Annotated in this window: 8 protein-coding genes and 1 other annotated feature; of the genes, 5 read left to right on the top strand and 3 right to left on the bottom strand. The window is 64.4% G+C overall.

All coding sequences use genetic code 11. The features are described from left to right. The first annotated feature begins 197 nt into the window (after window positions 1-197). On the top strand, window positions 198-887 hold the full coding sequence (locus tag HMPREF0372_RS10935) for an ECF transporter S component (RefSeq protein ID WP_007492254.1): 690 nt from the start codon (window positions 198-200) through the stop codon (window positions 885-887). 3 nt (window positions 888-890) lie between these two features. Further along, window positions 891-1,652 (top strand): type III pantothenate kinase, encoded by a 762-nt coding sequence (locus HMPREF0372_RS10930; protein WP_007492252.1) that lies wholly within the window; start codon window positions 891-893, stop codon window positions 1,650-1,652. Between the two features lie 37 nt (window positions 1,653-1,689). On the opposite strand, the gene HMPREF0372_RS10925 is transcribed toward HMPREF0372_RS10930, so the two are convergent. Then, window positions 1,690-2,547, bottom strand: a complete 858-nt coding sequence (locus HMPREF0372_RS10925; RefSeq protein WP_007492250.1) for a YihY/virulence factor BrkB family protein — start codon at window positions 2,545-2,547, stop codon at window positions 1,690-1,692. Between the two features lie 107 nt (window positions 2,548-2,654). After that, the gene (rpsT, locus tag HMPREF0372_RS10920) at window positions 2,655-2,918 is read right to left on the bottom strand and encodes a 30S ribosomal protein S20 (RefSeq protein WP_009260539.1); all 264 of its coding nucleotides are present in this window, start codon (window positions 2,916-2,918) and stop codon (window positions 2,655-2,657) included. Between the two features lie 198 nt (window positions 2,919-3,116). Between rpsT and gpr the strand changes: the two genes are divergently transcribed. Then, window positions 3,117-4,022: a GPR endopeptidase gene (gene gpr / locus HMPREF0372_RS10915; protein ID WP_039997278.1), complete on the top strand. Its 906-nt coding sequence runs from the start codon at window positions 3,117-3,119 to the stop codon at window positions 4,020-4,022. Here gpr and HMPREF0372_RS10910 read toward each other — a convergent pair. Continuing rightward, window positions 4,019-4,297 carry a TIGR04076 family protein gene (locus HMPREF0372_RS10910; protein ID WP_039997277.1) on the bottom strand — a complete coding sequence of 93 codons (279 nt, stop codon included), beginning with the start codon at window positions 4,295-4,297 and terminating at the stop codon, window positions 4,019-4,021. The genes gpr and HMPREF0372_RS10910 overlap by 4 nt on opposite strands. Before the next feature lie 121 nt (window positions 4,298-4,418). On the opposite strand from HMPREF0372_RS10910, the gene HMPREF0372_RS10905 reads away from it, so the two are divergent. Together HMPREF0372_RS10905 and HMPREF0372_RS10900 are read left to right on the top strand one after the other, a co-directional pair. Continuing rightward, window positions 4,419-4,907, top strand: a complete 489-nt coding sequence (locus HMPREF0372_RS10905; RefSeq protein ID WP_007492225.1) for a DUF2284 domain-containing protein — start codon at window positions 4,419-4,421, stop codon at window positions 4,905-4,907. 51 nt (window positions 4,908-4,958) lie between these two features. Further along, window positions 4,959-5,162 (top strand) — a binding site (T-box leader). 57 nt (window positions 5,163-5,219) lie between these two features. Then, window positions 5,220-6,653 (top strand): glycine--tRNA ligase, encoded by a 1,434-nt coding sequence (locus tag HMPREF0372_RS10900; protein ID WP_039997271.1) that lies wholly within the window; start codon window positions 5,220-5,222, stop codon window positions 6,651-6,653. Window positions 6,654-6,823: the final 170 nt, after the last annotated feature.

The raw sequence follows: 6,823 nt of genomic DNA, 5'->3' as shown, positions 1-6,823 counted from the left end.
TTCACCGTCCAATATGTTTGACAAACCTACAGGGATTGCAATCTGAGGATATAACCGTTATAATGGCCTCGGCTGTCCCGGGCGGCGGGCCGCTGTACTCCCCGGAGGGAGACGGCAGGCCCATCTCTGCCTGTGGCTGCATCCAAATACGCGCTGTATCCCGCCCGTCGGGAACGGCAGCCTGGAGGTAATTGAATATGAACACCCACACCCCCCGCGCCCAGCAGCACCGGCAGGTGCAGAGCCTGGCTGTCCTGGCCATGTTTACCGCCATTCTCTTTCTGCTCACCTTCACCCCCATCGGCATGATCGACCTGCCCATCATTAAGGCCACCGTGCTCCATGTGCCAGTCATCATCGGCGCCCTCCTTCTCGGACCCAAGAAGGGAGCCTTTCTGGGCGGCATGTTTGGTCTGGCCAGTCTTTTGAAAAATACCCTGGTACCCAACCTGTCCTCCTTTGCCTTTTCCCCCCTGATACCGGTACCAGGCCTGGACCGGGGCAGCCCCTGGGCCCTGGTGGTTTGTTTTGTGCCCCGTATCCTTGTCGGCGTGACCCCCTGGCTGGTCTATACGCTGCTTCAGGCCCTGTCCCGCCGCCGGGGCTCCGTCCTCCAAGCCGGCAGCATGGCCCTGTCCGCCGTGGTGGGCGCCTTTACCAACACCGCCCTGGTAATGGGACTGATTGCTCTGCTGTTCCGGGATGCCTACGCCGCGGCCCAGGGGATTCCAGCCGAGGCAGTGCTGGGCTTTATTCTGGGCATCGTGGCGGCCAACGGTGTGCCCGAGGCCATTGTGGCGGCCATCCTTGTCCCCGCAGTGTGCATCCCCATGGGAAAGGCTCTCAAGCTCAACCGCGCTCCCCTGGCCGCCCGGGAGCCCGTCTGAGCCATGCTGCTGACCATTGACATTGGAAACACTACAGTCGCTGTTGGCGGCTTTCTGGGGCCGGAGCTGCGCTTTGTCCGCCGCCTGCCCAGCGACCGGAACATGGACGCCGCCGCCTGCGCCGCGCGCATGAGAACCCTGCTGGCAGAGGAGGGAGCGGCCCCCCAAGACGTGGAGGGAGCGGTGCTCTCTTCGGTGGTTCCCTCCCTCACCCAGGTCGCCGTCCAGGCGGCGGAGGCCCTCACCCGCCGCCCTGTCCGGGTGCTGGGGCGGGATCTCGACCCCGGCCTGCCCACCGGAGACTATGACGTCTCCAACCTGGGCATGGACCGGCTGGTGGACTGCGTGGCCGCCCTGGCCCGGTGGCGGCCCCCTCTGGCGGTCTTTGACATGGGCACCGCCACCACCCTGTCGGTGGTGGATCGGGAGGGCATATTCCGGGGCGGCATGATTCTCCCGGGGCTGCGCCTGTCGGTGGACGCCCTCAGTGCCCGGGCTGCCCAACTCCCTTGCATTACTTTTACCCAGCCCGAGGGACTGCTGGGTACCGATACTGTGTCCTGCATGCGCAGCGGCGCCCTCTACGGGGCCGCCGCCGCCCTGGAGGGGATCTCCCTCCGCCTGGAGGAGGAGCTGGGCCCCGTCACCGTAGTCCTTACCGGCGGTCATGGCCGTGACATTCTACCCCTGCTCCGCCGGGCGGTGGAGTATGAGCCCCATCTTCAATTGATGGGTCTGCGGGAGCTGTGGCTCCGCAGCCTGTGAAAAAAGGCGGCGTACCGGATCGGTACGCCGCCTTTTTTCAGCCCGGCCGCTCCCCTGTGACCCGCCGCTTTTTGTGGCGGTACCACACGCAGTTAAAGACATTTCCCAGAATCAGGATGTTCCCACACAGGTAGAGCCACACCAGCAGGATAATCACCGAGGCCAGGGACCCGTAAACCAGGGAGTACCTGGAAGACAGGCCGATAAACCAGGAAAACAGGGCGGTGGCGGCCACAAGGGCTACGGCGGCCAGAAAGGCCCCTGTAAGGATAGGCGGCCGTGGCCTGCCTCGGGGCGCGGCCATCCGGTACACCAGCAGGACAAAAAGGAACACCAGCAGGAACAGCAGCAGAAAGCGGAACCATTGCCAGTCCCAAGGCAGGGTGACCGTTTCCAGACGAAACAGGCGCTCCACCAGATGGAAAAGCCACCCGCCTGTGAGGAGCACCACCAGGGCCAGGTAGATGGTGAGCAGAAAGAGCACCGAAAAGGCCACGCTGGCCGCGATGCGCCACACCCCTGCATAGCTCTTGCGTCCGTAAAGATCCTCCATAATATTCATCAGCGCCCGGAAGGCAGCGGAGGCGGAGAACAGGGTCATAATCCCTCCCGCGGCCAGCAGGGCGGGTGACTGGTTTCCGGTAATATACTGAATATAGTCCCCTAAAATCCCCAGCGTCTCCCGGGGCAGGAAGGGGGAGGCGGCCTCCAGTACGGCGTTGATGTCCAAATGGAGCAGACCGATGAAGGCGTTAATGCAGATAAGGACAGGAAAGAAGGTGAGAATCAGAAAGTAGGCCAGCTCCGCAGCCGAACGGGATACCCGCTTGGAGAAGTAAAGCTCCCCTACCTCCAGCCCAAACCGGACCGGCTTCCACTCCAGCAGCTTTTTCATCCTTCCCCGCCTCCCCCGCGTCTCTTTTCCAGCATACCCGTTTTCTCCCGCGAAAAAACGAAAAAGACCGCCTGCGGATGCAGACGGTCTCCCCTTCGACCAGACCTTTAGGCCAGCTTATTCAGCTTAATGGTCATGGCGCTCTTCTTGTGAGCGGCGTTGTTCTTGTGCAGCAGACCCTTGACCACAGCCTTGTCGACCGCCTTGACGGCCACCTTGTAAGCGCCCTCGGCCTCGCTGCGGTTGCCTTCGACCACCGCGGCCTCGAACTTCTTGATGTCGGTCTTCAGCGCGGACTTAGCGGCCTTGTTCTGCGCAGCCTTGGTCTTGTTCACCAGGACACGCTTCTTGGCAGACTTAATATTCGGCAAACCAAACACCTCCTCCGATGACGTAATCGTTATTTACACAGTTTGCCCGTGCAGATTCTTATTTTAACAGCCATTCTTTAAAAATGCAACTCTTTTTTTGAACTTTTTTCACTTTTTTTGCATATGGAGGCGCTCTGCGCAAAAAATAGGGGCATCTGGTGTCGTCAACACCACATCTTGGGGTATGGAGGGACGTATATGTTGAAACGGAGAACCGACCTGGCTCTGGAGGCCGCCCAGCTCTGGCAGGAGAGCGCCGGGGAGGCCGGGACGCTGCCGGGCGTGGAGTCGGAGGAGGCGACGCGGGAGGGCTATCCGGTGACCACCGTGCGCATCCGGGACGAGGCGGGCGCCCGGGCCCTGGGCAAGCCGGTGGGCACCTATGTGACTCTGGAGCTGGACGGCCTGGCCCGCCGGGAGGAGGACGCCTTCGGACGGGCGGCGCGGGCCCTGGCGGCGGAGCTGGGGGCGCTGCTGGGCCTGGCGCCGGGCGCGCCCGCCCTGGTGGTGGGCCTGGGCAACCGGGCCATCACCCCCGACAACATCGGCCCCAAGGCCGCCGACCAGACCATGGTGACCCGCCACCTGGTGGAGCGGGTGCCGGAGCACTTCGGCTCCTTCCGGCCGGTGGCCGCCCTGGCCGCCGGGGTGCTGGGCACCACCGGCATGGAGAGCGGCGAGCTTGTCCGCGCCGTGGCCGAAACCCTCCGCCCCGCCTGCGTCATCGCCGTGGACGCCCTGGCCTCCCGCAGCCTCCGGCGGGTCTGCCGCACCATCCAGCTTGCCGACACCGGCATCACCCCCGGCTCCGGCGTAGGCAATGCCCGGGCCGCCCTCAACGCCGAGACCCTGGGCGTCCCCGTCATCGCCGTCGGCGTCCCCACCGTAGTGGACGCCGCCACCCTCACCTGCGACGTGCTGGCCGAGGCGGGCAAGGGGGAGCTGGACCCCGCCGCCCTCCAGGGCGCGGGGGACGGTCTGATCGTCACCCCCAAGGACATCGACACCCAGGTGCACGATCTGGCGAAGGTCATCGGATACGGGATCAATCTGGCCCTCCACACCGGCCTGACCATCGGGGACGTGGAGCTCTTTCTCAGCTAATCCGGGCCGGCCGCCCCGGCCGACACCTCGATCCGAAACACATTGATGGTGTCCACATCGGGGCAGCAGAACACCGCCGTGCCTGCCGGCTGGCCGGGGATGGCACCGCCATAGCGGAGAATATCCACATAGGGAAAGGCCACATGCATGGCCATGGGACAGAGCTTCCCCCGCTCCGTGTCAAAGTCGAAGCTCTCCCCCACCCGGTGGCCCCGGTGGCAGCCCCGCTTCCCCAGCCGGTCAATGAGGGTGATGCGAATTGCCGGACGCGCCATAAACCGCCGCCTCCTTCTATTTTTTATCCCCATCATAGCACACAATGTGGATTTTGTCTCCCCCGACGCTTGACCTTTTTCGCCGGCGGGCGTACACTCTGTACAGAGAGGAGTGCTGCCCATGGACGCCTGCCTGGACTACCTGCGGGAGAACGGGGCCGAGCCGGCCCTGGTGATCGACCCCCACGCGGTGGTGACCGCCCCCTGGACCACCTTCAAGTGCCAGTTCGGCTGTGAACATTTCGGTAAAAACCACTGCTGCCCGCCGGAGGCCCCGGACTACACCCGCACCCGGGCCGTGCTGGACAGCTTTTCCACCGGCATCCTGTTCCGGGTCCACCACTGGAACGCCACCGCCATGGCCGCCGAGGGGGCCCGGCGGCTCTTTCTGGACGGGTACTACAAGGCCCTGGCCTTCGGCAGCGGGCCGTGCAAGCTGTGTCCCTCCTGCGCGCCGGAGGGGTGCCGCTTCCCCGGGAGGGCCATCCCGGCCATGGAGGCCTGCGGCATCGACGTGTTCGCCACCGCCCGCGCCCACGGCCTGGAGGTGCGCACGCTCCGGGTGTTGGGGGAGGAGCGGAACCATTTCGGCCTGATTCTGGTGGAATAGGCCCCGAAACGCCTTGACGGCGGGCGGTTTGCGTGATACAATAGCGGCCAGAAACAGGCATTGACCGGGAGGAGTACCCCGTCCCACCGTCCCAAGAGAGGAGCCGTCTGGTGCAAGGCTCCGGCGGAGGCAGGGGAAGGCGCCCGCCAGCCGCGGGGAGGAAATGCCCCGCCGGGTTCCCGCCGTTACCGGGTTTGAGCGCGGGGCCTCTGCCCCGAATTCAGGTGGCACCACGGAGCTTGCTTCGCCCTGAGCCGAATGGCTCAGGGCGTTTTTTTCCGCGCAGAATAACGCAAAAAGGAGCTTATGGATATGAAGAACACCGAAAAGACCATGGATCAAATCGTGGCCCTGTGCAAGGGCCGGGGCTTCGTCTACCCCGGCAGCGAGATCTACGGCGGCCTGGCCAACTCCTGGGACTACGGCCCCCTGGGCGTGGAGCTGAAAAACAACGTCAAGCGGGCCTGGTGGAAGAAGTTCGTCCAGGAGAACCCCTACAACGTGGGCCTGGACGCCGCCATCCTCATGAACCCCGAGGTGTGGGTGGCCTCGGGCCATGTGTCCACCTTCAACGATCCCCTCATCGACTGCAAGGCCTGCAAGATGCGCCACCGGGCCGACAAGCTCATCGAGGGCTGGTGCGCCGAGAATGGCCGCGACGACGTGAATGTGGAGGCCATGACCAACGAGGAGCTGGTGGCCTTCATCCGGGACAACGGCGTCACCTGCCCCGGCTGCGGCAAGGCGGACTTCACCGACATCCGCAAGTTCAACCTCATGTTCAAGACCCACCAGGGCGTCACCGAGGACAGCAGCACCGAGGTCTACCTGCGCCCCGAGACCGCCCAGGGCATTTTCGTCAACTTCCCCGCCATCCAGCGCACCACCCGCAGGAAGCTGCCCTTCGGCGTGTGCCAGGTGGGCAAGTCCTTCCGCAACGAGATCACCCCCGGCAACTTCATCTTCCGCATCCGGGAGTTTGAGCAGATGGAGCTGGAGTTCTTCTGCCAGCCGGGCACCGATCTGGAGTGGTTCCAGTACTGGCGGGAGTTCTGCCGCAAGTGGCTGGTGGAGCTGGGTCTGAAGGAGGAGAATCTCCGCCTGCGCGACCACGAGCCCGAGGAGCTAGCCTTCTACTCCAAGGCCACCACCGACTTCGAGTTCATGTTCCCCTTCGGCTGGGGCGAGCTGTGGGGCGTGGCCGACCGCACCGACTACGACCTCAAGCAGCACCAGGAGCACTCCGGCAAGGATCTCACCTACTTCGACCAGGAGAAGAACGAGCACTATATCCCCTATGTCATCGAGCCCTCCCTGGGCGCCGACCGCGTGACCCTGGCCTTCCTGGTGGACGCCTACGACGAGGAGATCGTCGGCCAGGACAAGAAGGGCAACAACGACGTGCGCACCGTCCTGCGCCTCCACCCCGCCCTGGCCCCCTTCAAGTGCGCCGTGCTCCCCCTCAGCAAGAAGGAGGTCCTCTCCGGCCCCGCCCAGCAGCTGCGGGACGAGCTGGCCCGCGACTTCATGGTGGACTATGACGACACCGGCTCCATCGGCAAGCGCTACCGCCGCCAGGACGAGATTGGAACCCCCTTCTGCATCACCCTGGACTTCCAGACCGTGGGCGACGACACCACCCCCGCGGATCACTGCGTCACCATCCGGGAGCGCGACTCCATGGAGCAGGTGCGCATCCCCATGAACGAGGTCAAGAATTATATCGCAGAGCGCATCAAGTTCTGAGTTGTTTTCCAAAGGCGGCCCATTTGGGCCGCCTTTCCTTTTCCTTCCCCGCGCCCGAAAAGCGTGGACATACAGGGGCGGTACATCCAATGCTCACCCGCCCGCCTCTTTCCTCCCCGCCCCAGACTCCCGCCGCCCGGGCGGCCACAAGGGCCGCCCCTACAGAGAAC

Source organism: Flavonifractor plautii ATCC 29863 (assembly GCF_000239295.1).
GTDB classification, from domain to species: domain Bacteria; phylum Bacillota; class Clostridia; order Oscillospirales; family Oscillospiraceae; genus Flavonifractor; species Flavonifractor plautii.
The sequence above is the reverse complement of the archived record's forward strand: the minus strand, read 5'-3'. Positions and strand labels throughout refer to the sequence as shown.

Excerpts from the sequence above, each read along its gene's own strand:
- HMPREF0372_RS10935 (WP_007492254.1), top strand. The coding sequence starts at position 198 with ATGAACACCCACACCCCCCGCGCCCAGCAGCACCGGCAGGTGCAGAGC.
- HMPREF0372_RS10930 (WP_007492252.1), top strand. The coding sequence starts at position 891 with ATGCTGCTGACCATTGACATTGGAAACACTACAGTCGCTGTTGGCGGC.
- HMPREF0372_RS10925 (WP_007492250.1), bottom strand. The coding sequence starts at position 2,547 with ATGAAAAAGCTGCTGGAGTGGAAGCCGGTCCGGTTTGGGCTGGAGGTA.
- gpr (WP_039997278.1), top strand. The coding sequence starts at position 3,117 with ATGTTGAAACGGAGAACCGACCTGGCTCTGGAGGCCGCCCAGCTCTGG.
- HMPREF0372_RS10910 (WP_039997277.1), bottom strand. The coding sequence starts at position 4,297 with ATGGCGCGTCCGGCAATTCGCATCACCCTCATTGACCGGCTGGGGAAG.
- HMPREF0372_RS10905 (WP_007492225.1), top strand. The coding sequence starts at position 4,419 with ATGGACGCCTGCCTGGACTACCTGCGGGAGAACGGGGCCGAGCCGGCC.
- HMPREF0372_RS10900 (WP_039997271.1), top strand. The coding sequence starts at position 5,220 with ATGAAGAACACCGAAAAGACCATGGATCAAATCGTGGCCCTGTGCAAG.